20 protein-coding genes and 1 pseudogene are annotated in these 24,680 nt (G+C 72.4%); 18 read left to right on the top strand and 3 right to left on the bottom strand.

The window, feature by feature from the left end; all coding sequences use genetic code 11:
* Positions 1 to 63: 63 nt before the first annotated feature.
* Together ACFYO2_RS07580 and ACFYO2_RS07575 are read left to right on the top strand one after the other, a co-directional pair.
* The gene (locus ACFYO2_RS07580) at positions 64 to 1,908 is read left to right on the top strand and encodes an HSP90 family protein (RefSeq protein ID WP_388345443.1); all 1,845 of its coding nucleotides are present in this window, start codon (positions 64 to 66) and stop codon (positions 1,906 to 1,908) included.
* Between the two features lie 2 nt (positions 1,909 to 1,910).
* Entirely contained in the window at positions 1,911 to 4,850 is a 2,940-nt protein-coding gene (locus ACFYO2_RS07575; RefSeq protein WP_388345440.1) for a hypothetical protein, read from the top strand.
* A gap of 372 nt (positions 4,851 to 5,222) precedes the next feature.
* Here the strand turns inward: ACFYO2_RS07575 and ACFYO2_RS07570 are convergent, their stop codons facing one another.
* The gene (locus tag ACFYO2_RS07570; protein WP_388345438.1) at positions 5,223 to 6,443 is read right to left on the bottom strand and encodes a metallophosphoesterase; all 1,221 of its coding nucleotides are present in this window, start codon (positions 6,441 to 6,443) and stop codon (positions 5,223 to 5,225) included.
* Between the two features lie 115 nt (positions 6,444 to 6,558).
* On the opposite strand from ACFYO2_RS07570, the pseudogene ACFYO2_RS07565 reads away from it, so the two are divergent.
* A pseudogene (locus ACFYO2_RS07565) lies at positions 6,559 to 6,744 on the top strand (transposase family protein); the annotation flags it as partial.
* 52 nt (positions 6,745 to 6,796) lie between these two features.
* On the opposite strand, the gene ACFYO2_RS07560 reads toward ACFYO2_RS07565, so the two are convergent.
* Complete coding sequence (locus ACFYO2_RS07560) at positions 6,797 to 7,462, bottom strand: hypothetical protein (protein WP_388345435.1); 666 nt, start codon at positions 7,460 to 7,462, stop codon at positions 6,797 to 6,799.
* 340 nt (positions 7,463 to 7,802) lie between these two features.
* Between ACFYO2_RS07560 and hisC the strand changes: the two genes are divergently transcribed.
* Both hisC and ACFYO2_RS07550 read left to right on the top strand, forming a co-directional pair.
* Complete coding sequence (gene hisC / locus ACFYO2_RS07555) at positions 7,803 to 8,849, top strand: histidinol-phosphate transaminase (RefSeq protein ID WP_388345432.1); 1,047 nt, start codon at positions 7,803 to 7,805, stop codon at positions 8,847 to 8,849.
* A gap of 5 nt (positions 8,850 to 8,854) precedes the next feature.
* Positions 8,855 to 10,711, top strand: coding sequence for an aldehyde dehydrogenase family protein (locus ACFYO2_RS07550; RefSeq protein ID WP_388345430.1), 1,857 nt, complete (start codon positions 8,855 to 8,857; stop codon positions 10,709 to 10,711).
* A 104-nt stretch (positions 10,712 to 10,815) separates the two neighbouring features.
* On the opposite strand, the gene ACFYO2_RS07545 is transcribed toward ACFYO2_RS07550, so the two are convergent.
* The gene (locus ACFYO2_RS07545; protein WP_388345427.1) at positions 10,816 to 11,316 is read right to left on the bottom strand and encodes an Lrp/AsnC family transcriptional regulator; all 501 of its coding nucleotides are present in this window, start codon (positions 11,314 to 11,316) and stop codon (positions 10,816 to 10,818) included.
* A 120-nt stretch (positions 11,317 to 11,436) separates the two neighbouring features.
* Here ACFYO2_RS07545 and pdhA point away from each other — a divergent pair, with 120 nt between their 5' ends.
* The 13 genes from pdhA to paaE all read left to right on the top strand — a co-directional run bounded on the left by pdhA (position 11,437) and on the right by paaE (position 24,492).
* Positions 11,437 to 12,582 (top strand): pyruvate dehydrogenase (acetyl-transferring) E1 component subunit alpha, encoded by a 1,146-nt coding sequence (gene pdhA / locus ACFYO2_RS07540; protein ID WP_388345424.1) that lies wholly within the window; start codon positions 11,437 to 11,439, stop codon positions 12,580 to 12,582.
* Positions 12,583 to 12,587: 5 nt separating this feature from the next.
* Positions 12,588 to 13,607: an alpha-ketoacid dehydrogenase subunit beta gene (locus tag ACFYO2_RS07535; protein ID WP_388345421.1), complete on the top strand. Its 1,020-nt coding sequence runs from the start codon at positions 12,588 to 12,590 to the stop codon at positions 13,605 to 13,607.
* A complete protein-coding gene (locus ACFYO2_RS07530) occupies positions 13,604 to 15,184 on the top strand; it encodes a dihydrolipoamide acetyltransferase family protein (RefSeq protein WP_388345418.1) in 1,581 nt (526 codons plus the stop codon). Before ACFYO2_RS07535 ends, ACFYO2_RS07530 begins: the two co-directional genes overlap by 4 nt.
* A 72-nt stretch (positions 15,185 to 15,256) precedes the next feature.
* Positions 15,257 to 16,969, top strand: a complete 1,713-nt coding sequence (gene paaN, locus ACFYO2_RS07525; RefSeq protein WP_388345415.1) for a phenylacetic acid degradation protein PaaN — start codon at positions 15,257 to 15,259, stop codon at positions 16,967 to 16,969.
* Complete coding sequence (locus tag ACFYO2_RS07520; RefSeq protein WP_388345412.1) at positions 16,962 to 18,143, top strand: thiolase family protein; 1,182 nt, start codon at positions 16,962 to 16,964, stop codon at positions 18,141 to 18,143. The genes paaN and ACFYO2_RS07520 overlap by 8 nt, the downstream gene beginning before the upstream one ends.
* The gene (locus tag ACFYO2_RS07515) at positions 18,140 to 18,919 is read left to right on the top strand and encodes an enoyl-CoA hydratase/isomerase family protein (RefSeq protein WP_388345410.1); all 780 of its coding nucleotides are present in this window, start codon (positions 18,140 to 18,142) and stop codon (positions 18,917 to 18,919) included. Before ACFYO2_RS07520 ends, ACFYO2_RS07515 begins: the two co-directional genes overlap by 4 nt.
* Positions 18,916 to 19,782, top strand: a complete 867-nt coding sequence (locus ACFYO2_RS07510; RefSeq protein WP_388345407.1) for a 3-hydroxyacyl-CoA dehydrogenase family protein — start codon at positions 18,916 to 18,918, stop codon at positions 19,780 to 19,782. Before ACFYO2_RS07515 ends, ACFYO2_RS07510 begins: the two co-directional genes overlap by 4 nt.
* Positions 19,773 to 20,618: an enoyl-CoA hydratase/isomerase family protein gene (locus ACFYO2_RS07505; protein ID WP_388345405.1), complete on the top strand. Its 846-nt coding sequence runs from the start codon at positions 19,773 to 19,775 to the stop codon at positions 20,616 to 20,618. Before ACFYO2_RS07510 ends, ACFYO2_RS07505 begins: the two co-directional genes overlap by 10 nt.
* A gap of 40 nt (positions 20,619 to 20,658) precedes the next feature.
* Entirely contained in the window at positions 20,659 to 21,633 is a 975-nt protein-coding gene (gene paaA, locus ACFYO2_RS07500) for a 1,2-phenylacetyl-CoA epoxidase subunit PaaA (RefSeq protein ID WP_388345403.1), read from the top strand.
* The gene (gene paaB, locus ACFYO2_RS07495; protein WP_388345400.1) at positions 21,630 to 21,956 is read left to right on the top strand and encodes a 1,2-phenylacetyl-CoA epoxidase subunit PaaB; all 327 of its coding nucleotides are present in this window, start codon (positions 21,630 to 21,632) and stop codon (positions 21,954 to 21,956) included. Before paaA ends, paaB begins: the two co-directional genes overlap by 4 nt.
* Positions 21,957 to 21,965: 9 nt before the next feature.
* Positions 21,966 to 22,832 carry a 1,2-phenylacetyl-CoA epoxidase subunit PaaC gene (gene paaC / locus ACFYO2_RS07490; RefSeq protein ID WP_388345397.1) on the top strand — a complete coding sequence of 289 codons (867 nt, stop codon included), beginning with the start codon at positions 21,966 to 21,968 and terminating at the stop codon, positions 22,830 to 22,832.
* Positions 22,833 to 22,837: 5 nt separating this feature from the next.
* On the top strand, positions 22,838 to 23,368 hold the full coding sequence (gene paaD, locus ACFYO2_RS07485) for a 1,2-phenylacetyl-CoA epoxidase subunit PaaD (protein WP_388345394.1): 531 nt from the start codon (positions 22,838 to 22,840) through the stop codon (positions 23,366 to 23,368).
* Positions 23,368 to 24,492, top strand: coding sequence for a 1,2-phenylacetyl-CoA epoxidase subunit PaaE (gene paaE, locus ACFYO2_RS07480; RefSeq protein WP_388345392.1), 1,125 nt, complete (start codon positions 23,368 to 23,370; stop codon positions 24,490 to 24,492). Before paaD ends, paaE begins: the two co-directional genes overlap by 1 nt.
* Positions 24,493 to 24,680: the final 188 nt, after the last annotated feature.

The raw sequence follows: 24,680 nt of genomic DNA, 5'->3' as shown, positions 1-24,680 counted from the left end.
GTACCCGCCGGCCCCGGTGCCGCCTGCCCGCCACCCGTCGCCCCTCCACCTCCGGACTGCCCGATGACTCTGCCCGACACCGCTGCCGACCGCACTTTCCAGGTGGATCTGCGCGGCCTCGTCGACCTCCTCTCCCACCACCTCTACTCCAGCCCCCGCGTCTACCTGCGTGAACTGATGCAGAACGCGGTGGACGCGCTGACCGCCCGGCACAGCCTCGAACCGGCCGCACCCGCCTTGGGTATCCGCCTGTACGCCGATGGCTCGGTGGTACGCGTCGAGGACGACGGCGTCGGTCTCACCGAGGCCGACGTGCACACATTCCTCGCCACGATCGGCCGCAGCAGCAAGCGCGCAGAGCGTATCGCCGAACAACGCGGCGACTTCATCGGCCAGTTCGGCATCGGCCTGCTCTCCTGCTTCCTGGTCGCGGACGAGATCCACGTCCTGAGCCGCTCCGCCCGCACCCCAGACGCACCCGCCGTGGAGTGGCGGGGACGCGGCGACGGAAGCTACACCGTCCGCACCCTGCCCGCCTCCGCCCGCCCACAGCCCGGCACCACCGTCACCCTGACGCCGCGCGCCGACGCGGGCGAGTGGACCTCCCCGGCGCAGGTGCACGCGCTGGCCCGGCACTTCGGCTCCCTGCTGCGCCACCCGGTGACCTTCGACGACGGCACGGGCGGCTCGGACGGTCCGGGCGGTCCGGGGGCGTCCGTGAACCCCGAGCCCGCGCCCTGGGCACGTACGTATCCCACACCGGGATCCCGTTCCCGTGCGCTGGCCGCGTACGGCGAGGAGGTCTTCGGGTTCAAGCCGCTGGACACCATCGAGCTGGACCTGCCGGCCGTGGGTCTGAAGGGCATCGCGTGCGTGCTGCCCGAGGCGGTGCCGGCCGGGCGCCGGCACGGCCACCGCGTGCACGTCAAGGGCATGCTGCTGTCCGAGCGGGCCGAGGAGATCCTGCCCGACTGGGCCTTCTTCGTCCGCTGCGTCGTCGACGCCGAGAGCCTGCGCCCGACGGCGTCCCGCGAGTCCCTGTACGAGGACGACACGCTCGCCGCCGTCCGCGATGCCCTCGCCGAGCGGCTGCGCGCGTGGATCGCCCGAGCCGCCGCCAGCGACCCGGACCTGCTGGCCCGCTTCCTCCAGGCCCACCACCTGGCCGTGAAGTCGCTCGCGGTGCACGACGACGAGATCCTGCGCATGCTGCTGCCCTGGCTGCCGTTCGAGACCACCGACGGGCACACCACCCTCGACGAGTTCGCGCGCACCCACCGCACCGTGCTCGTGACGTCGAGCGTGGAGGAGTTCCGGCAGGTCGCGGCGATCGCCTCGGCCGCCGGGCTCGGCGTCGTCAACGGCGGCTACACCTACGACCGCGAACTGGTCCACCGGCTGCCCGAGATCAGGCCCGAGGCCACCGTCGCCGATCTCGACCCGGCGACTCTCACCGCCCACCTCGACCCCGTCGACCGCGAGACGGAACTGGCCGCCGCGGCCTACCTCGCCCAGGCCCGCGACGCCCTCGCCGTCTTCGACTGCGACGTAGCGCTGCGCACCTTCCAGCCGGCCTCCGCCCCCGCCCTCCTCGTCGACAGTCGCGAGGCGCGGCACGAGCGCACCCGCTCCCAGCTCGCCCGTGAGCAGGAGGGCGGAATATGGGGCGACATCCTCGGTGCCCTGCGGCAGGAGGCCCCGCGAGCCCAGCTGATCCTCAACCAGCTCAACCCGCTGGTCCGCACCGCCGTCACCATCGACGAGCCCGAGCTGGCCCGCACCAGCGCCGAAGCCCTCTACGGGCAGGCCGCGATGCTGTCCCGGCGCCCGCTGAGGCCCTCCGAATCGAGCCTCATCAACCGCTCCTTCCTCGACCTCCTCGCCCACGCCCTCCGCAAGGACAGCTGACGATGACGACCGCACCCCATCCCCAGAGCACGGACGAGCTGTACCAGGCGCTCAAGGAGAACGACCGGCGCCCCTACGGCCGTACCCGCACCGTCACCGCCGAGGAACTCGTCGACGCCGCCGAGCAGTTCGCGGAGCCCGTGCCGCTCATCCACGCGCTCCTCGAACTCCAGGAGGCGTACACCTACGGCTCCGAACCCCGGAAATCGCCCGTCGTCTTCGCCCGCCTGCTCACCCTCTTCGACGAGCAGCCCGACGTCTTCGACGACCGCCTGCGCCACATGCTGTTCTGGCGGTTCAAGTGGGTGGCCCACGCCCTGCGCCAGCTGCCCGAGATACCGCTGGCCAGCCTGCGTCAGTGGCTCACCGAGATGCGCGACCGGTACCAGAAGGCCGACCTCGACCTCCAGCCCTACTACGGACAGGCGTACCAGCTCGCCGCCCACGTCGGCGAGGACACCACCCTCGCCTACGAGCTGTGGGCGGGCCGCACCCGCACCAGGCTCAGCGACTGCGAGGCCTGCGAGATCTGCGAGCGCGCCCTGTACCACCTCGCGGCGGGCGACGACGAGCGGGCGCTGCGCACCTGGGAGCCCGTCCTGGCAGGGAAGGAATCCTGCCAGGAGGAGCCGACCCGCTCCGTCTCGTACGCACTGCTTCCCCTGCTGCGCACCGGCCGCACCGACCGGGCCCGCGAACTGCACCTCGCCGGCTACCGCGGCTGCCGCCGCAACCCCTCGAGGTCCCAGGAGGTCAGCAGGCACCTGGAGTTCTGCGCGCTGACCGGCAACGAGGCGCGCGGCCTGGAACTGCTCGCCGAGAACCGGAACCTGTTCGACGAGGTCGACTCGCCGCTGGACCTGCTCGGCTTCCTCACCGGCGTGGAGGTCCTCCTCCAGCGCGTCGAGTTCCTCGGTCACGGCGAGCTGCCCGCCGCCGGATACGCGGGCCGCACCTGGACGGTGGCCGGCCTGCGCACCGAGGTGCGCGGCCGTGCCGACGACCTCGCCGCCCGCTTCGATGCCCGCAACGGAACCACGACCCACGCCGACCGCCGCAAGGCCCGCCTCGACCGTGCCCCGCTCCTGGAGTCGCTGGAACTGACCCTGCGCTCCCGCAGCCTCGACGACGTGGCCCCGGATGCCCCGGTCACCGCGCCCGCCTCCCGCACGTCCGCCACCGTCCCCGACTCGCTGCCCGAACTGATCCTGAGAGCAAGGGCGTTGGAGGAGGAGGGGCACCCGGACGCACGAGCCTGCTGGGCGCGGCTGCGCACGCTCGTCGCCGCCCGCGACTACACCCACCCCGACGACCCGGCCGTGGGCCCGCTCGTACACCTGCGCGCGGACCTGCTGGCCGACGAGGCGAGCCGGGCGGGCGAGAAGGACGAGTTCGCCGACGCCGCCGACCTCCACGAGGAGGCCTCGGCCCTGTACGACGCCGCCGGGGCGCCGGGTCACGCGGCGCTCGCCCGCGCCTGCGCCCTGCTCGCCACCGCCGAGACCCCCGCGCAGGGCGCCGACGGAGCCGAGGCGAAGGCCGCCGCGCTGACCGCCGCCCACACCTCCATGGTCCGCCTGCACGAGGAGACGCCCGGCCTCGCCCCGTACCAGGAGGCCCGCCTGCTTCGGTTGCGGGCGACCGCGCTCGCCCTGCGCCTGCAGACGTCGGGGAGCGAGGAACACGTCGCGCCGGTCCTCGCCGAGGTGGACGTGCTGCACGCCTTCGCCTCGCGGCACGACGTCGTCGGGCAGATCTCCGGCGCCCTGCTGCTGCGGGCCAGCACGTACGCCATCTCCGGCGACCTGCCCGCCGCGGTCACCGAGATCGACGCCATCGTCGAGCGGCTGAAGGCGCACGGCCCCGCCTGGCACCTGCCCCGCACGCTGGGACTGCGCGGCCGGCTCCAACTCGGTCTCCAGGACGCGCGGACCGCGCACGCCGACCTGACCGAAGGCCTGCGACTGGCCGGCGACTGGCCGGCCGACGCAGTCGACACCGCCCGCCTTCACGGTGATCTGGCCCAGGCCTGCATGCACCTGGGGCGCCCCGACGAGGCCCTGCGACACCTGACGCGCTCCGCCGAGCTGGAACTTCGCCGCGGCAGCCGGACGGACGCGTTCTGCGCCTACAGCAACGCGGCCCAGCTCAGCCTCGACCTGGGCCGCGTCGAGGACTGCATCGCTCTGCTCGACTCCCTGCTGGCCGAACCGGACGTCGCCGCCGGAGAGCTGGACGACCGGATCGTGGCTCAGCTGCGCCTGACCCGCGCCCGCGCGCTGCACGCGGGGGAGGACCTCAAGGCCGCCACGGCGGAGTTCGTCGCCCTCGCGGCCGAGTCGGCCGGCTGGGACGACGACCCGGGGAGCCACGCCATGATCGCCGCGGAGACGGCCGTACTCCTCGGCGAGTCCGGCGAGTTCGGCCGGGCCCGCGAGGCGGCGGACCAGGCGATCGCCGCCCACGCCCGGGCCCCACGCTACGAGCAGCTCAGCAACTGCCTGCGCGAACTCGCCCGCCTCCAGGCCCAGCAGCAGGGCGCCGACGGCCTGGCCGACGCCCGCACCTTCCTCGCCGACGCCGGCCGGATCGCCGACGAGGCCCGCGCCGCCGAGTACGAGGCCCACGACCGTGCCCTGGACTCGGCCCTGGCCTACGAACACGGGCGGGTCAACGCCTACGCCGGCGAGTACGAGGACGCCCTCGCCGCGCTGGAGAAGGCCCTCGCCCTGCTCGGCGAACCGGGGTCGGAGGACGGCCGCGCGGGAGAGTGGGCCGAGTGCGTCCGCCTCGCCGGCGCCGTGGAGGGCATCTACCTGGAACGCCCCGCCCCCGCCCTCACCCGCCTCGACGCAGCGGTCTCCCGCCTGACCGCCTTGGGCCACAGGGAGGAGACAGAGCCACTGATCTCCCTGGCGGCCCGGCTGCGCGACGAGGAGTGACGCGCCGGTGCCGGGGCGACAGCCCGCCCCGGCACCGGCGCCCACCGCACGGGCCGTCGGCGACGAGCACGCCTGGAGCCGGCGAAGCGGCCCTACGACCTGCGCCACGCCGGTATCCCGTTACCCGGAACTGCTGGTCAGAGCTGGGATGGGGGTGGGACATATCGGGAGTAAGGGCGTGTTTCGACTCACCGCTCAGATGTGCGCCGAGAAGGGCGCCTGACGGGCATCTGCCCTGGTCAGGGCTCGTTGGAGCCGTCGGCCCGGGAATGGTCCGGATCTTGTCCTCAGCGAGACGGCCCTGGTCATCTGTCGACGCCGCATCCCTCGGCTCGTGGCCTGCTCCAAGCGGACGTGTCGGCCCGTCGAGTGCTACATCGAGGTGGGCAGGTGCGGGGAGCGGAGCACGAGCAGGGTGATCTCGCTGGGGGCGAAGACACGGAACGGCGGGCCCCAGAAGCCGGTGCCGCGGCTGGTGTACAGGAGGGTGCGGGGGCCGTGGTGGCTGAGGCCGGCGAGGGCGGGCTGGTCGATGCGGACCAGGTGGTGGAAGGGCCAGATCTGGCCGCCGTGGGTGTGGCCGGAGAGCTGGAGGTCGATGCCGGCAGCTGCCGCCCGGTCGATGAACTTGGGCTGGTGTGCCAAGAGCAGGACGGGCAGGTCGGGGTTGGCGCCGTTCAAGGCTCCGGCGAGGTGGGCGCGGTGGCCTGCCAGGCCGGAGGACTCGGCGGTGACGTCATCCACGCCGGCGACCACGAGGGCGTCGCCTCCGCGTTCGAGCAGCAGATGGCGGTTGCGCAGGGGCTCCCAGCCCAGCTCGTCCATCAGGTCGACCCAGCCCTGGGCCTCGCTGTAGTACTCGTGGTTGCCGGTGACGTATACCCGGGCCCGGGTGGCCCGCACGGTTGCGAGGGGGGCGGCCTGGGCGCGGCGGCGTTCGGCCGTGCCGTCCGCGATGTCACCGGTGTGGCAGACCAGGTCGGCTTCCAGGGTGTTCACGGTCTCGCACACCCGTGCCGACCAGCGGGCGCGGTCGAGGGGACCGTAGTGGGTGTCGGTGATGAGGACGACGCGGGTGCCGTCCAATCCGGCACCCAGCCGTGGGAGTTGTACGTCGAGTCGGCGCACGCGTGGCACGCGGCGGGCCTCGGCGTACCCCCAGGCGAGTAGTACGGCGGTTATGCCGAGGACGGCCCAAGTGACGATTCGGGCCCGGTCCTGACTCTCGCCGACGCCGGCCGCGGTCAGGGCGAGCCGCAAGAAGACGCCGAGCAGAACGGACCAGGTGAACAGAACCCAGCTCGTGCCCAGCAGGGTGTCACCGACGATCGCCGCCCGGTCCTTCTGACGTCGGCCGTGGCCGCGCACCATCGCGAGCGGCATACCGACGAGGCCGAGGACGAACAGGGCGGTGCCGACCAGCGTGACGGGCAGCGGCCAGTGCTGGCCGGTGTACAGGAGGACCCAGCAGGGCACGGTCCACAGAAGTACGGGGGCGATCAGGGGGATGTAGCGCATCAGGCGGAGCAGTCGGCTCTGCCGCGGCGCTGGCGCTTCACTGTCGGCGGGTCGGGTGTCGCTGGTGTCGGTCACGCTTCCCCTCACAAACCAGGCTGCCGTCCCGCGCACTGTATCCGGTCGCTTCGGTGTCTCGGTGGGCACCGCCCACGCTTGCACCACCGCGGTGATCAGCCTGCCGGCAGCGTTGGTAACCGATCCTTGTGGCCGGCTGCTGTGGATCTCACCCGCACTGCCCGGCCGCGCGCACGACTTGACCGTGGCCCGCACCCACCGGATCATCCGGATCTGCGAACGCCAAGACATCCCAGTCCTCGCCGACCGTGCCTACAGAGGAGCCGGCCCGTGGGTGACGACGCCCCTTCGTCTGCTGCCGGTACACGTGCCGCACGTTGCCGACCAGTGCAGTGTCTCGACGTACGCGCCGGTCATGGATGGTCTCTGGGCCATGGGAGCGGCGTGGCGGGAGGGGTGGTCGTGGGCTGCCGGTCCGCGTTGCACTGTTCCCGATCCGGTGGGGGAACCAGCTTGTACGCGCTGATCCGGTCGGTGCCGAACTCCACGCCCGTGGTCGCCGTGGAAGTCAAGTGGTCGATCTCCTTGGGCAGTTCGGCCTCGGTCAGGCGCGCGCCCGCGTACACCGCCATGAGGACGCCCGTGCAGGCGCCGCGCTCTTTGGCGGACAGGCCCGGAGGGAGGCCGATGGCCCGGTCCTCGGTTCCGTCAGTGGCCAGTTGGTAGCGCAGCACGGACGTCATGTCCGTGCCCGCTGTCGTGGCGGTGAGCTCCCAGAACTCGACCTGCACGGTGACCGGTTCGCACAGCTGCCCGCCGTCCGCGGTGTCGCGCGGGTGGATCACGACGGCCGCGTCCTCGTCAGCCGCGCTCTCGCCGGCCTTCTCGGCGGCCGTGGCCTCTGGGAACGACGCGGTGGGGCGCAGCCACTGAGCCTGCTGCTTCGCCGACCAGCCGTCGTTCTCGCGGCAGCCGACGGCTTCCGCGCCGTCGGCCGTTTCCGAGCAGCCGGCCGTCAGCAGCGCGAGAGCCGCCACCAGTGACGTCAACGACCCGTGTGCGAGATGGGTCCTGGACATGGTCTCCCTCGATCCGAGCGGCGAGGCGGGCGCCTCGCGCAGTGTGCGGGGAGCAGTCTTCGCGGGCCGCGCCGACGGCCGGGGTACCGGAAAGGGCCATGTGGCCGACTTGTGATCAGCGGACGCCGACGTTGTCCGGTGACGTCCGAGCAGTCCGTCTCGTGGCCAGGACCCGGAGATGCGGGTGATGAGACGGGCTGCCGATCAGAAGGCCGGATTTCGGCGATCAGTCGCCGAATTCTCCAAACAGTTGAGCATTTGTCGTTCACTCCTCACGATTTCCCTGTCAAGTGCCCGGAAGCGCGACCCCGGGCCCCACGGCTTCGGAAGTGAGTCGAGCATGGTGCGTGTCCGTTCGTCCTTGACGCAGTTGCCCGCCTACGTCCCGGGCCGCAAGCTGCCCGGTGCGGCCGCCCTGGCCAGCAACGAATCGCCCTACGGGCTGCTGCCCGGCGTCGCCGCGAGGCTCGCGGAGCTGGCCGGCGGTGTGTCGCGGTATCCCGACATGAGCGCGGCCTCCCTCGTCCGGGCCATAGCCGGGCACCACGGGGTGGAGCCGGAGCGGATCGCGGTGGGCGCCGGTTCCTCCGAGGTCTGCGGACAGCTGCTGCACTCGGTCGTCGGTCCCGGCGACGAGGTCGTCTTCGGCTGGCGATCTTTCGAGGCGTACCCGATTCTCACGGCGGTCGCGGGCGGTACGGCGGTGAAGGTTCCGCTGCGTGACCACGCGCTGGACCTCGAGGCCATGGCCGCGGCGATCACCGGCCGGACCCGGCTGGTCTTCGTCTGCAACCCCAACAACCCCACCTCCACCGCGGTCGGCGAGCGGGCACTGCGCGACTTCGCGGACCGGGTTCCGGACGATGTGCTGATCGTCGTCGACGAGGCCTACCGGGAGTACGCCGATCCGGCACAGGTTCCCGATGCCCTCGGGCTGCTGGGTGACCGGCCGAACGTGGTGGTGCTGCGGACCTTCTCCAAGGCGTACGGCCTGGCGGGGCTGCGGGTCGGCTACTGCGTGGCGCCGCAGGAGATCGCCGCCCATGTACGCAAGACCCAGGTGCCGTTCAGCGTCAGTGCGCTCGCCCAGGAGGCCGCCGTCGTCGCTCTCGGGGAGCGCGCGGAGGTCGCCCGGCGGGCCGCTCTCACGGTCGCCGAACGCGACCGGGTCACCCTGCGGTTGCGCGCTCTGGGCTTCGAAGTTCCCGATTCCCGGGCCAACTTCGTCTGGCTGCCGCTGGCGGAGGACAGCGCGGACTTCGCCGTGCACTGCCTCGAAGGGAAGGTTGTGGTCCGCCCGTTCCTCGGTGAAGGCGTCCGGGTTACGATCGGTCTGCCTGAGGAGAACGACACCCTGCTCGCGCTCGCGGCGAGCTGGAGAGGCTGAAGGCCATGGGCCCCAGTCCCTATGAGCGGCATCGCGAGCTGCTCCAAGAGGTTGTGCGAGCACTCGCGGCCGGTGAATGCCGCCGGCCCTTCACGGAGGCGACCGGGCAGGATGCCGCCGACGCGGGCATGAGGTCGACGCGTACGGCGGGGAAGGTCTTCGGCTCCCTGCTGGGACGGCCCTTCGACCTCGACCAGCCCGGGGAACTCGGCCGGGTGGCCACCGAGTCCTCCCCGTACGGCGCAGGCACGTACGGCACAGGCACAGGCATGGGAACAGGCACAGGCATGGGCATCGGCTACCCGCGCTGCGACCCCGCGGCGCTGGTGGGGGCGGCCGCGCGGGCGACGCCCGGATGGCGCGCCGCCGGACCGCACGAGCGCGCCGGACTGGCCGTGGAGATATTGCGTCGGCTGAACACCCGCAGCCACGAACTGGCCCTCGCGGTGCACCACACCACCGGACAACCTCCGGAGGCGGCGTTCCGGGCCGCCGGGCCGCGCGCCCAGGACCGGGCACTGGAGGCCGTGGCCCATGCCTTCGCCGAGTCGGTGCGCGTTCCCGCGGACCTGCGCTGGGAGAGCACCGGCGGCAGGAGACAGCCACCGGCGCTGCGGGGCACGTGCACCCTGGTGCCGCGCGGGGTGTCCCTGCTCATCGGCTGCCCCGACTATCCGCTCTGGAACGGCTACCCGGGCCTGTTCGCCAGCCTGGTGACCGGCAATCCCGTGATCGTGGCGCCGCATCCGCGCTCCGTGCTGCCGCTGGCGATCACTGTGCGTGTCGCGCGGCAGGTGCTCGCGGAGGCCGGTCACTCCCCGGACATCGTGACCCTGGCGGTGGCGGAACCGGAGGAACGGCTGCACCGGCGGCTGGCCACGGACCCGGCGGTGCGCATCATCGACTTCACCGGCTCGGCGCGGTTCGCCGGCTGGCTGGAGCAACACGCCCACCAAGCGGCCGTGTTCGCCAACCGGACCGGCCTGAACACCGTCATCGTCGACTCGACCGAGGACTACCGGGGTCTGGTACGCGGCCTCGCCCACTCCCTGTGCCTGTGCAGCGGAACGCTCCGCACCACACCGCAGAACATCCTGGTGGCGACGACGGGCATCACGACCGACGAGGGTCACAAGAGCCTCAGGGACTTCGGCGCCGACCTCGGCGAGGCCGTGGACCGGTTGCTCGGGCACCCGGCGCGTGTGGCGCGGCTGCTGGGAGCGATCGCGGGTGACGAGGTGCGGGCGGGACTGGCGCAGGCCGCGCGCCACGGCGCGGTACTGCACGTCTCCCGGCCACTGCGCCATCCGGACCGTCCCGGCGCCGATCTGCGCAGCCCGCTGCTCGTCCGGCTGTCAGCCGGGGACCAACGGATCTACGCCCGGGAGTGGCCGGGGCCGGTCTCGTTCCTGGTGGGGACCGACTCGACGTCGCACAGCCTGGCGTTGTTCCGCGGCACCGTGGGCCGCCACGGCGCGCTCTATGCCGCGGTGCACTCGACCGACCCGCTGGTGCTGGCGGTCGCCGAGGCGGCTGCCCTGGACGCCGGCGTGCATCTGGTGCAGAACCTCGCGGACGACTTCCCGGCCGACCCCTCCTCGGCCGGCGCGGACCTTCCCGCCGCGGGCGCCCACTTCGTCACGGGGCGGTTCCGGGTGGTGCGGTCCCGGCGGCACGCGGTCCCGGTGGCCCCGACTCCGGGTGCGGGGCCGGCCCCGATCACGGTGGCGGTCCCTGGCCCGGTCCGGGTGGCGGTCCCTACCCAGGCGACGATGGCGGTTCCTGCCCCGGCCACGACGGCGGAGCCGGCTCGCGTTCCGGTGCCGGACGTCGGCTCCACCACCGCACTGCTCGACGTCTGAGCAGGCCCGGCGACCGTGCCCGAACTGTGTCCCCGAGTCCGGGGCAGCCCGAGCCGCGTCGCCCGGCCCGGGACGAATTGCGTCCCCGGGCCCCGGCGGGGCGGTCAGGCAGTCCAGTCGGACCCGCGCCCCCGCACCTCGTCGAAGACCAGCCAGGTGCGGGTCGAGCGCACCCCTGGCACCGACTGGATGCTCTCCAGCACGACCCGGCGCAGCGCCAGGTTGTCCGGTGCGCGGACCAGCACCAGGACGTCGAAGTCGCCCGTGACGAGGGCGACATGCTCGACGTACGGCATCTCGCGCAGCTCGCGCGAGATGTCGCGCCAGGCGTTCTGCTCGATGGTCAGCGTCACGTAGGCGCTGGTGCCCAGACCCGCCCGCTGCGGGTTCAGCTGCGCGGTGAATCCCGTGATGACCTCCTCGGCCACCAGTCGGCCGATGCGCGTGTACGCGTTGGCCCGTGAGATGTGCACGTCCTCCGCGAGTGCGCGGACCGACACCCGGCCGTCCTTGAGGAGCCGGCTCAGGATCTGCCGGTCGATGTCGTCGAGCGGAACGGCAGTTCGTCCGGGCACCGACCCCGGCAGTGAGGTTTCCTCGGACACATTGCCCTCCCAGACCACTCGGCCCGGCAGTTCATCGCCGGTTCAGCCGAAGTATTGAACACTTATTCCGTTATGGCGACCATTCTCCTGTCAAGTGTCCAGAGAAAGCGAGTGCCCTCCATGTCCGTGAAGAGCCTCCGACAGACGGTCCAGGGCCTCCTGCCGTCCCTCACGCCGGTGCGGTTCGTGGCCGAGGACGGCACCCCGATGGCCAAGCCGCCCGCCGGATACACCGAGCCGCCGGTCGAGGCCCTCCGAGACGCCTACCGGCGGATGGTCCTGGGACGCCGGTTCGACACCCAGGCGACCGCGCTCACCAAGCAGGGGCGGCTCGCGGTCTATCCGTCCAGTCGGGGTCAGGAGGCCTGCCAGGTCGGTGCCGTGCTCGCGCTGCGTCCGGACGACTGGCTGTTTCCGACCTACCGGGACTCCGTGGCCCTGGTCACCCGCGGCATCGACCCCCTCGAGGTACTGACGCTGCTGCGCGGCGACTGGCACTGCGGCTACGATCCGGCCGCCACCCGCGTCGCCCCCCAGTGCACCCCGCTGGCCACCCAGGTGCTGCACGCCACCGGCATGGCGGAAGCGCTGCGCCGCAAGGGCGGAGACGGCGTGGCGATGGCCCTCGCCGGGGACGGGGCCACGAGCGAGGGCGACTTCCACGAGGCGCTGAACTTCGCGGCCGTCTTCCGCGCGCCGGTCGTCTTCTTCGTCCAGAACAACAAGTACGCGATCTCCGTGCCACTGGCCCGGCAGACCGCGGCGCCCGCCCTCGCCTACAAGGGCATCGGCTACGGCGTGCGCTCCGAACAGGTCGACGGCAACGACCTGGTCGCCGTCCTGGCGGTGCTGACCGCGGCCGTCGAGCACGCTCGCGCGGGCAACGGGCCCTTCCTCGTCGAGGCGCACACCTACCGCATGGACGCGCACACCAACGCCGACGACGCCACCCGCTACCGGGACGCCGGGGAGGTCGAGCAGTGGAGCGCCGCCGACCCGCTCAGCCGGCTGGAGACGTACCTGCGGGCCCGCGGCGAACTCACCGACGAGGACGTCGCAGCTGTGCGGGAAGAGGCGGAGGCCGTGGCCACCGAGCTGCGCGCAGGCATGAACGCGGAGTCCGTCCCCGACCCAATGGAGCTGTTCGAGCACGTCTACGCCGAGCCGACCCCGCAACTGCGCGAACAGCGCGCCCTGTTGGCCGCCGAGCTGGCCGAAGCCGACGAACCCACCGAACCCACCACGCTTCAGACTCAGGAGGGCTGACGGCCATGGCCAAGGTCACGATGGCGCAGGCGCTGAACACCGCACTGCGCGACGCACTGCGCGAGGACGAGCGTGTACTCGTCTTCGGCGAGGACGTCGGCCCCCTGGGCGGCGTCTTCCGCATCACCGACGGACTGACCCGCGACTTCGGCGAGCAGCGGTGCTTCGACACTCCGCTGGCCGAGGCCGGAATCGTCGGACTGGCCGTCGGCATGGCGATGGGCGGATTCCGGCCCGTGGTGGAGATGCAGTTCGACGCCTTCGCGTACCCGGCCTTCGAGCAGATCGCCTCGCACGTCGCCAAGCTCCGCAACCGCACCCGGGGACGGCTCTCGCTGCCGATGGTGATCCGGATCCCGTACGCGGGCGGCATCGGCGGAGTCGAGCACCATTGCGACTCCAGCGAGGCGTACTACGCACACACCCCGGGCCTGAAGGTCGTCACCCCGGCGACGGCCGAAGACGCGTACTGGCTGCTGCGGGACGCCGTTGCCGACCCCGACCCGGTCGTCTTCCTGGAGCCGAAGAAGCTGTACTGGTCGCGGGAGGACACCGACCTGGAGCGGCGGGATGCGCTGCCGTTCGGGCGGGCCGAGATCCGGCGGGAGGGCCGCGACGCCACGGTCGTCGCGTACGGACCGTCGGTTCCGGTGGCCCTGGCGGCCGCGGAAGCCGCGGCGGCCGAGGGCATCGACCTCGAAGTCGTGGATCTGCGGACCGTGGTGCCCTTCGACGACGAGACGGTGACGGCGTCCGTACGCCGGACCGGGCGCTGCCTGGTCGTCCAGGAGGCTCAGGGCTTCGCCGGCGTCGGGGCGGAGATCGCCGCACGCGTGCAGGAACGCTGCTTCCACTCGCTGGCCGCGCCCGTCCTGAGGGTCGCAGGCTTCGACATCCCGTATCCGCCACCGAAGTTGGAGCACGCGCACCTGCCCGGCGTCGACCGGATCCTCGACGCGGTCGACCGGCTCCAGCTCGCCGACGAGCCGGACACCCGGCACCTGCTGAAGGGACCGGTCGCATGACCAGCGCAACGCTCCAGGAGCAGCTGTTCCGGCTGCCCGACCTCGGCGAAGGACTGGCCGAGGCCGAGATCATCGAGTGGAAGGTCGCGGTCGGCGACATGGTGACGATCGACCAGATCGTGGTCGAGGTCGAGACCGCCAAGGCCGCGGTCGAGGTACCGGTCCCGTATGCGGGCACGGTGCTGCGGCTGCATGCGGAGGCGGGCAGGGCCCTGGAGGTGGGGGAGCCTCTGATCACGGTGGGTGCGGACGCCTCCGGCGGCATCGGCGCCTCCGAGGGGGCCGATGGCTCCGACGGCCCCGCTGGGGGATCCCGTACCACGGCGCCGGGGGCCGGTACGGCCGAGGGCACCTCGGGTACGGCGCCGGGCGGGCCGGTGCGGACCGACGCGGATGCGGACGCGGAGCGTTATCGGGAGGAGGAACAGGCCGGTTCCGGCAACGTTCTGATCGGCTACGGCACCGGCCATGGCCCGGCGAGTTCACGCCGCCGCCGTCGGCGCGCCGCCGTGGTGGCCCCGGGTGAGGCGGCTGGGGCCGCGAGCGCCTCAAGGGTCGGTGCCGCAGCTGCTGACGCCGAGGCCCCGATCGGCGTCGGAATACTGCCGCACGACGGACGTCCCACCCCGGTCACGGCAGGATCGCAGGCCCCGGCTGTCGGCCACGCACCTCGGGTGATCTCCCCCCTCGTACGGCGGATGGCCCGGGACCACGGGGTGGACCTCGCCGATGTGGCGCCCTCCGGTCCCGCCGGCGTCGTCCTGCGACGGGACGTGGAGCAGGCCATCGTCCGTGCCGCCCCGCAGGCGCCGCCGACGGAACCCGCCTCCGCGCCGAACACCCCGGCGCCCGCCCTCGCACCGCAGGAACGCCCCGCCTCGGACGGTCCCGAGCGCATCCCGCTGCGCGGAGTGCGCCGCGCCGTCGCGGAGAAGCTCTCCCGCAGCCGCACCGAGATCCCCGACGCCACCACCTGGGTCGACGTGGACGCGACCGGGCTGCTCCAGGCCAAGAAGGTGTTGGAGGCCGCCGAACCCGGCCGCCGCATCGGGCTGTTGGCCCTGCTGGCCCGCATCTGCGTCGCCGGCCTGAGCCGTTACCCGGAGCTGAACTCCTCGGTGGACACCGAGCGGCGGGAGATCCTCCGCCACAGCGAGGTACACCTCGGCTTCGCCGCCCAGACCGAACGCGGCCTGGTCGTTCCCGTCGTCCGCGACGCTCACCGCATGACGACCGTGCAACTGGCCGCCGAACTCGCCCGGTTGACCGGGCTGGCCCGCGACGGGGGCCTGCCGCCGGACCGTCTGACCGGTGGGACCTTCACCCTCAACAACTACGGAGTGTTCGGTGTGGACGGATCCACGCCCATCATCAACCACCCCGAGGCCGCGCTGCTCGGCGCGGGCCGCATCGTGGACAAACCGTGGGTGGTGGACGGCGCCCTCGCTGTTCGCAAGGTCATGCAGCTCTCCCTCAGCTTCGACCACCGGGTCTGCGACGGGGGAGTGGCCGGCGGCTTCCTGCGCTATGTGGCCGACTGCGTGGAGCGACCGGCGATCCTGCTCGCCGACGTCTGATCCGACCTCAGTTCCTTTTCTCTGTCCGGGTGCCATGCACCCACCTACCGAACGTTCGGCCAGGAGCCCCTCGTGTCCACTGACCATCACACCGACTTCTTCGCTCGTCACGCGGATCTGCTCCACCATGCGGTGGAGCGTGCCGCCGCCCGCGACTACTGGTCGCCGTACCCGGAAACCCCCAGCACCTCCGTGTACGGAGCAGGGGCACCCGAGCTGGGCGAGGCCGCCTTCCGCGGCCTGCTGGGCAGTCCCTTCCGTCTCGAAGGGCACCCCACCACCGGCACCGTCCCCGCCGCCGAGATCTCTCCCTACGGCTTCCCACTCGGCGTCAGCTATCCCCACCTGGTGTCCGAGGTGGCCGTCGCGACGGCCAAGGCCGCCGCCGTGGCGTGGCGCGTGGCGAGCCCGGACGCCCGGGCCGGCGTCGCGGCCGAGATCCTGGCCCGACTGAACGCGGCGAGCTTCGAGATCGCGCACGCCGTGCAGCACACGACCGGCCAGCCGTTCCTGATGGCGTTCCAGGCCGGCGGCCCGCACGCCCAGGACCGCGGCCTCGAGGCGGTGGCGTATGCCTGGCAGGAGCAGAAACGCCACCCGGCCACCGCCCGCTGGAGCAAGCCGCAGCGCAGAGGCGGCCCGCTCGTCATGGACAAGACCTTCACCCCCGTCGGACGCGGGGTGGCGGTGCTGATCGCCTGCAACACCTTCCCCACCTGGAACGGCTATCCGGGCCTCTTCGCGAGCCTGGTCACCGGCAACCCGGTGATCGTCAAGCCGCACCGACGGGCCGTACTGCCGCTGGCGATCACCGTGCGCATCGCCCGCGAGGTCCTGGCGGAGGCGGGATTCGACCCGGACGTGGTGCTGCTCGCCGCCCAGCGCGAGGACGAGCGCACCGCGCCCGCCCTGGCCACCCATCCCGACGTACGCATCGTGGACTTCACCGGCTCCAGCGAGTTCGGCGACTGGCTGGAGACCCACGCCCGCCAGGCCGTCGTACACACCGAGAAGTCCGGGCTCAACACCGTCGTCGTCGACTCCACGGACGACTACGCGGGACTCCTGCGGAACCTGGCGTTCTCGCTCTCCCTCTACAGCGGCCAGATGTGCACCACCCCGCAGAACATCCTCGTTCCCCGGGACGGCATCCCCACCGACCAAGGCCCGCGCACGGCCGACGAGTTCGCCGCCGACCTGGGCACCGCCCTGGACAAGCTGCTCGACGACCCGGCCCGGGCCGCCGCCACCCTCGGCGCGATAGTGAACGACGGGGTGCTGGAGCGCCTGGCGGAGGCGGCGGCCCTGGACCGTACCGCCCACCCCTCCCGTGAACCGGCCCATCCCGACCACCCGGACGCGACAGTCCGAACCCCGCTGGTGGCCCGGCTCGACGCCGAGGCCGACGAGAAGACGTACACCAGTGAGTGGTTCGGGCCGGTCTCCTTCGTCATCGGCACCGACTCCACCGCCCACGGCCTGCGCCTGCTGCACGACACCGTACGGCGGCACGGCGCGCTGACCGCCTCCGTGTACACGACCGACGAGGGCGTACGGGAAGCGGCACGGGCGACCGCTCTTGAAGCGGGGGTGCACCTGTCGGAGAACCTGACCGGCGGCGTCTTCGTCAACCAGTCCGCCGCGTTCAGCGACTTCCACGGCACCGCCGCCAACCCCGCCGCCAACGCCGCCCTCACCGACCCGGCCTTCGTCACCGGCCGCTTCTCGGTAGTCCAGTCCCGCCGCCACGCGCCCGCTTGCACCGAGGAGAACACCGATGCCTGACGAGGTCTATCTGATCGACGGGGCGCGCACCCCGCAGGGCCGTTACGGCGGTGCCCTGGCGTCCGTGCGCCCCGACGACCTGGCCGCCCTCGTCGTCGGCGCGGCGGTACGGCGCTCCGGCATCCCGGCCGACGCCGTGGACGAGGTGATCCTCGGCGCCGCCAACCAGGCCGGCGAGGACAACCGGGACGTGGCCCGGATGGCGGTACTGCTGGCCGGACTGCCGCACACCGTGCCCGGATACACCGTCAACCGGCTCTGCGCCTCCGGGCTGACGGCCGTCGCCTCGGCCGCCCACACGATACGGGCGGGGGAAGCCGACCTGGTCGTGACGGGCGGAGTGGAGTCGATGACCCGCGCCCCTTGGGTGATGGCCAAACCCGGCACGCCCTGGGCCCGGCCCGGGGAGGTGCACGACACCTCCATCGGCTGGCGCTTCACCAACCCCCGCTTCCCCGCCACGACCACCCTGTCGATGGGCGAGACGGCGGAGGAGGTCGCTGCTCTCGACGGCATCACCCGTCTCGAGGCGGACGCCTTCGCGCTACGCAGCCACCGGCGCGCGGTCGCCGCCCAGCAGGCGGGCCGCTTCGACAAGGAGATCGTCCCGGTGCCGGTGAAGGACGGCGAGGTGACCCAGGACGAGGGACCCCGGCCGTCCACCTCGTTGGAGAGGCTGGGCGCGCTGCGCAGCTCCTTCCGCAGGGACGGGATCGTCACCGCGGGCAACTCCTCCCCGCTGTCCGACGGGGCCGCGGCCCTGGTGGTGGCGAGCGGGGCGGCGGTCGAACGGTACGGGCTCACGCCCCGGGCCCGTGTCGTCACCGCCGCCTCGGCCGGGGTCGAGCCCCGCCTGATGGGGCTCGGTCCTGTGCCGGCCACCGCCAAGGCGCTGGACCGGGCCGGCTGGACGGCCGGTGACCTGGACGCGGTCGAGCTGAACGAGGCGTTCGCCGCCCAGGCGTTGGCGGTCGTCCGTCGGCTCAAGCTCGACGAGGACCGCGTCAACGCCGACGGCGGCGCCATAGCCCTCGGCCACCCGCTGGGCTGTTCCGGCGCCCGCATCCTGCTGACCCTGCTCGGCCGCATGGAACGCGAGGACGCCCGCCGCGGGCTGGCGACCCTGTGTGTCGGCGTCGGACAGGGCATGGCGATGCTCGTGGAGCGGCCGTGAGCACGCCCACGAGTACGTCGTACGACACCTTGTCGGTCGAGGAGCACGCGGACCGGGTCGTCGTCACCCTGCACCGGCCCGAGGCCCGCAACGCCATCAACGGCCGCATGGTCGCCGAACTGCACCGCGTGTGCGAGGACTTGGAGCACCACCCCAAGCTGCTCCTTGTCACCGGCCACAACGGCGTCTTCGCCGGCGGTGCCGACATCGCCGAACTGCGGCGGCGCGGCCGCGACGAAGCGCTGCAGGGCATCAACAGCCGCCTGTTCGAGCGGGTGCGCAAGCTGCCCATGCCCACCGTGGCCGCGGTGGACGGCTGGGCGCTCGGCGGCGGCGCCGAACTGTCGTACGCCTGCGACCTACGGATCGCCGGACCGTCCGCCGTCTTCGGCAACCCCGAGCCGGGCCTGGGAATCCTGGCCGGCGCCGGGGCCTGCTGGCGGCTCAAGGAGCTGGTCGGCGAGTCGGTGGCCAAGCAGGTCCTGCTCGGGGGACGGAACCTCGACGCGTCTGCCGCGTTCGCCTGCGGCCTGGTGATGGACGTCGTACCGGCCGACCGGTTGATCGCCGAAGCGCACGCTCTGCTCGACCGCATGGCCCGGTCCTCAGCACTCGCCCTGCGCCTGACCAAGCTCGTCACAGACGCCCCGGGTGCCCATCCGGTGGCCGACGACCTCGCCCAGGCCGTGCTGTTCGAAGGCCGCGACAAGGAAGAGCGCATGACGCGCTTCCTGGAGAAGAACGAGAAGAGCCAGAAGAACGGAGGCCGGGAATGACCTCGGCATCAGCATCACCACCCGCCGTCGTAGGGGTGATCGGCGGCGGCCGGATGGGCGCCGGGATCGCCCAGTCCTTCGCGGCCGCCGGGGCGTCGGTCGTCGTCGTGGAACACGACGGCGCGGCCGTGGCCGTCGCCCTGGACCGGATCGCCGCAGGACTGCGCCTGGCCGCCGAGCGCGGGGGGCTCGACGGCCAGGCCGGTGACGTATCGGACCGGGTCACCGCCGTGACCTCGATCGCCCAACTGCCCCACGACGCCGATCTGGTCGTGGAGGCGGTACCGGAGGACGCCGCGCTCAAGGCCGGGCTGCTCGCCGCCGCCGAACAGGCCGTGGGGGAGCGGTGCGTGCTCGCCACCAACACCAGCTCCCTGTCGGTCACCGAACTCGCGGCCGCTCTGAAACAGCCGGGACGCTTCCTCGGCATGCACTTCTTCAACCCCGTGCCCGTCTCCGCACTGGTCGAACTGGTCCTCGCTCCGGACACCACCGGGCAGACCCTGACGGCGGCGGTCGGCTGGACGCACGCCCTCGGCAAACAGGAGGTCGTCGTCCAGGACTCGCCGGGGTTCGCCAGCAGCCGCCTCGGTCTCGCCCTCGGTCTGGAGGCGATCCGGATGGTCGAGGAGGGTGTCGCCGACGCGGAGGCCATCGACAGGGCCATGTGCCTGGGCTACCGGCACCCGATGGGACCGTTGCGCCTCACCGACGTCGTGGGCCTCGACGTGCGGCTGGCCATCGCCGACCACCTGCACGCGACGCTCGGGGAGCGGTTCGCCCCGCCGGCGTTGCTGCGGGAGAAGGTCGCCCGCGGCGAGCTGGGCCGCAAGACCGGTCAGGGATTCCACCCATGGCCGTGACCGAGGGGACGATCACCGAGAACCAGGCGGGCGAGTGCCCCGCACCGTACGGGGTGGCCTACGACGTCACCGACGCCGTGGCCGTCATCGAGCTGCGCGGACCCGCGAGCGGCAACGCGCTCGACACCCACATGCGCAGCGCGCTCCTCCTGGCGGCACGGCGCCTGACCACGGACACCGCACGCGGTGTGCGAGCGGCCCTGATCACCGCCCGCGGCAGGCACTTCTGCGTCGGCCAGGACCTCAAGGAGCACGCCCGGCTGCTGAAGACCTCACCCGCCGCGGCCTTCGCGAACATCCCCAACGACTACAACCCACTGGTCAAGGAGCTGCACGCGCTGCCGGTACCGCTCGTCGTGGCCGTCGAGGGAGCCTGCGTCGGGGCCGGGCTCGGCATCGCCCTCTGCGCCGACGTGCGGGTCGCCGGGGAAGGTGCTCGCTTCGCGACCGCCTTCACGGGCATCGGCCTGACCTCCGACTCCGGCGTCGCCCGCGCCCTCGCCCACCAGCTCGGCCCCTCGCGGACCGCCGGACTCATGCTCCTGGGCGACCGGTTCTCCGCGCGGGACGCAGAACAGTGGGGTCTGGTTCACCGCGTCGTACCGGACGGCTCGGCCACAGCCGAAGGGCTGGCTCTCGCCGGCTCCCTGGCTGACGGACCCACCGCCGCCCACCGGGAGACCAAGGCCCTGCTGCGGTCCGCGGCCACCACGCCCCTGCCGGCGGCGCTGGAACGCGAGGCAGTCGTCCAGCGGCGGCTCGGCGCCACCGGCGACCACCACGAGGCCGTCGCGGCCTTCCTCGAACACCGCAACCCCGCCTTCCGCGGCCACTGATCTCCCCACTCACCCACCACACGACGGGACACCGATCATCATGAGCACATCCACCGGCGCACCTCCCGAGCCCCGGGATCTCGCGTCGGCCTTCGAGGACACCATCGCCCGCGACCAGCGCATCGAGCCCCGGGACTGGATGCCGGACGGCTACCGCAAGACGCTGATCCGGCAGATCGCCCAGCACGCCCACTCCGAGATCATCGGCATGCAGCCGGAAGGCGAGTGGATCACCCGTGCACCGTCGCTGCGCCGCAAGGCGATCCTCTTCGCCAAGGTGCAGGACGAGGCCGGGCACGGCCTGTATCTCTACTCGGCGGCCGAGACCCTGGGCGCGGACCGCTCGGACATGACCGAGCGGTTGATCGAGGGCCGGCAGAAGTACTCGTCGATCTTCAACTACCCGACCCGCACCTTCGCCGACGTCGGCGTGATCGGCTGGTTCGTCGACGGCGCCGCGATCTGCAACCAGGTGCCGCTGTGCCGGAGTTCGTACGGACCGTACGGACGAGCGATGGTGCGCGTCTGCAAGGAGGAGTCCTTCCATCAGCGGCAGGGATACGAGCTGCTGCTGACCATGATGCGCGGCACCGACGACCAGCGGGCCATGGTGCAGGACGCGGTGGACCGCTGGTGGTGGCCGTCGCTGATGATGTTCGGTCCGCCCGACGACAACTCGCCCAACTCGGCCCGGTCAATGGCGTGGAAGATCAAGCGGCACACCAACGACCAGCTGCGCCAACGGTTCGTGGACATGACCGTTCCGCAGGCCGAGAAGCTGGGTGTCACCCTGCCCGACCCCGAGCTGCGCTGGAACGCGGAGCGCGGACACCACGACTTCGGCACCCCCGACTGGGACGAGCTGAACCGGGTGATCTCCGGCGACGGGCCGTGCAACGCCGAACGGATCGCGCGACGCCGGGCCGCGCACGAGGAGGGCGCCTGGGTGCGGGAAGCGGCGGCCGAGCACGCCGCCAAGCAGGCCGCCCGGGTGCGGGAAGGAGCGGCGGCATGAGCGGCACCGATGGAGCTCCCGCAGAGGCTGCGGATCGTACGCGCGGCCAGTGGCCGCTGTACGAGGTGTTCGTCCGCGGAAAGCGTGGCCTCAACCACGTCCACGTCGGCTCCCTGCGCGCGGCCGACGACCACATGGCCCTCACCCACGCCCGCGATCTGTACACCCGGCGCAACGAGGGCGTCAGCATCTGGGCCGTCCGCTCCGACACCATCGCCGCCTCCGCTCCCGACGAGAAGGACCCCTTCTTCGCGCCCAGCGCCGACAAGGTCTACCGGCACCCCACCTTCTACGACATCCCCGACGACGTGCCCCACATCTAGGAGCAGCGCATGAGCGACGAAAACCTGTACGTCGACCACGACGACACCCGGTGGGCGTTCGGCACCGGCTTCACCGACCCGCTGCACGGCGTCGACCAGGCCGTCCCGGACGGCGTCGACGCCGGCGATCTGGCGGCCTGCTGCCTGGCGCTGGGCGACGACGCCCTGGTGTCCGCCCAGCGGCTGGCCGAGTGGTGCACCCGTGCCCCGGAGCTGGAAGAGGAGCTGGCGCTCGCCAACATCGGCCTGGACCTGCTCGGCCAGGGGCGTCTGCTGTACGCGCGGACCGGCCGGGCCGACGGTTCGGGCCGCGGGGAGGACGCGTACGCCTATTTCCGCGACCCCGCCGACTTCCGCAACGTACGGCTCGCCGAACTGCCGGGCGGCGACTTCGCGTTCACCGTCGCCCGCCTGCTCGTGCTCTCCACCTGGCGGCTCGCCCTGTTCGAGGAACTCACCGCCGCGCCCGACCCGGTGCTGGCCGGCATCGCCGCGAAGAGCGTCAAGGAGCTGGCGTATCACCGCCACTACGCCGCCGGGTGGACCGTACGGCTCGGCGACGGGACCGAGGAGTCCCGCGCCCGTCTGGAATCCGCCCTGCACGGCATCGCCCCGTGGCTGCACGAGCTGCTGACCGACCGGACCGCGGAACACCTCGGCGCGGCCCCCGCCGCGGTCGCCGACCGGACTCTGCTGTCGCTCACCGACGTGTTCGTCAGGACCGGACTCGAACCCGCCGAGGTCATGCCGCTCGGTCCCGCGTCCATGTCCCCGGTCCCGGGCTCCGGCCGGAACGCGGACCACACCGAGCACCTGGCACCCCTCCTCGCCGAACTGCAGAGCGTCGCCCGCGCGCACCCGGACGCGGCATGGTGACCGCCATGGAGCGTTCCGAGCACCGCGCGGAACAGACGGAACGCGCCCGGCACATCGCCTGCTCGGTCCCCGACCCCGAACTGCCGATGCTGACGCTCTTCGACCTCGGAGTGCTCCGGAGCGTCGAGGTGGAAGAGGACGGCACCGTCGTCGCGCGACTCACCCCCACCTACGCGGGCTGCCCCGCCATGGCCGAGATGCGCGCCGAGGTCGCCACCCGGCTGCGCGCCGCCGGCTTTCTGGCCGTCCGGGTCGTCACGGTGCTCGACCCGCCGTGGACCACCGACCGGATCACCGACGAAGGCCGCCGCAAGCTCACGGAACACGGCATCGCACCACCCGGCGCGCGTCGGATCCAGAACTCCGCGCCGGAGCGGATCTGGCTGACCCTGGCCCCCGTCACGGCCGCCATACCCTGCCCCCGCTGCGCCTCGGCCGACACCGAGGAGCTCTCCCGCTTCGCCGCCACCGCCTGCACCGCACTGCGGCGCTGCCGCGCCTGTCTGGAGCCCTTCGAGCACGTCAAGGACCTGTGATGACCAACCCCGCACCCCCCGTTGCCGTACGGGTCCGCCGCCGTCCCGCCTTCCACGCCCTGCGCGTGGCCGACGTCGAACCGCTGTGCGCCGACGCCACCGCCCTCACCTTCGACATCCCCGACCGCCTGGCCGAGGAGTTCGCCTTCCTCCCCGGCCAGTGCCTCACCCTGCGCCGCGAGATCGACGGCCGCGACGAGCGGCGCTCGTACTCCATCTGCTCACCGGCCGGAACGCCACCCCGCATCGGCGTCCGCGTCGTACCCGGCGGGCTGTTCTCCTCCTGGCTCGTACACGGCGTACGCCCCGGGGATGTCCTGGAAGTCATGGGCCCGGTCGGCGCCTTCACCCCTGACCTCACCGAGGCCGGACACCGTGGCCGACTCGGCCATCATGTGCTCGTCGCCGCCGGATCCGGCATCACGCCGATGCTGTCCATCGCCGCGTCCGTCCTCGGCGCGGACGACGCCTCGCGCGTCACCCTCCTGTACGGCAACCGGCGCACCGACACCGTGATGTTCGCCGACGAACTCGCCGACCTGAAGGACCATTACCCGGCCCGGTTCCAGCTCGCCCACGTCCTGTCCCGCGAACCGCGCGAAGCCGAACTGCTCTCCGGCCGCCTCGACGCCGACCGGCTCACCGCCCTGATCGGCGCACTCGTCGACGTCCGGGACGTCGGCCATTGGTGGCTGTGCGGCCCGCACGGCATGGTCCGCGACGCCCGCGCGATCCTCTCCGGCCTCGGCGTCCCGGCTGACCGCGTCCACCAGGAACTCTTCCACGCGGACGACAAGCCACCCGCGCCGCCCACGGCCGAACGCGACGGCGTCGCCTCCGTCGGCCCGACGAGCGAGATCACCGTCGTCCTCGACGGCCGGGCCACCACGTTCTCCGCCCCGCGGCACAGCACCGTCCTCGACGGCGCCCAACAGGCGCGCCCCGACCTGCCGTTCGCCTGCAAGGGCGGAGTCTGCGGCACCTGCCGCGCCCTCGTCACCCACGGCCGGGCCGACATGCGCCGCAACTACGCGCTGGAACCCGCTGAAGTCTCCGCGGGATACGTCCTCACCTGCCAGACCTTCGCCGCCGCCGACACGCTCACTGTGGACTTCGACAGTTGACGGTGAGCCGTGGCCGCTGAGGTGTCCAGAAGCGGGAAGGAGCCCAGGAGACGTGCGACCAGTGTGGCGCACGGCTCCTGGTGCCCTTTCCGTTGTTCGCCGGGGTGCTCCGTCAGCGGCGCCTGCGGGGGTGTCGTTGAAGGTCTGTGCCTTGGCGCCCTCTTTCTGTGTCCAGTGCTCTGACCGCG

The sequence above is a fragment of the Streptomyces sp. NPDC006602 genome (genome assembly GCF_042870385.1).
Lineage (GTDB): Bacteria > Actinomycetota > Actinomycetes > Streptomycetales > Streptomycetaceae > Streptomyces.
Note: the sequence above shows the minus strand (reverse complement) of the source record. Positions and strands in the feature narration are given on the sequence as shown.